At 46.6% G+C, this 204-nt stretch carries 1 rRNA gene; it reads right to left on the bottom strand.

The window, feature by feature from the left end:
• A 5S ribosomal RNA gene (gene rrf, locus GHO03_RS25050) occupies positions 1-71 on the bottom strand; the annotation flags it as partial.
• Positions 72-204: the final 133 nt, after the last annotated feature.

Genomic DNA, 204 nt, shown 5'->3' with positions numbered 1-204 from the left:
TCGGCGATGCATCGTTTCACTACTGAGTTCGGGATGGGATCAGGTGGTTCCAATGCTCTATGGTCGTCAAGAAATTCTGTGGCAGATCCGTTATCAAAACGTGCCTGCGAAAACTTGGGACTTCTATAAAAACAAAATCCCCGTCTGCGTGAGCAGACAGGGATTTTGGAATTTAATCTTGACGATGACCTACTCTCACATGGG

The sequence above is a fragment of the Pseudomonas sp. FSL R10-1339 genome (assembly GCF_009600545.1).
GTDB classification, from domain to species: domain Bacteria; phylum Pseudomonadota; class Gammaproteobacteria; order Pseudomonadales; family Pseudomonadaceae; genus Aquipseudomonas; species Aquipseudomonas bubulae.
This window is presented reverse-complemented; position numbering and strand designations above follow the sequence as displayed.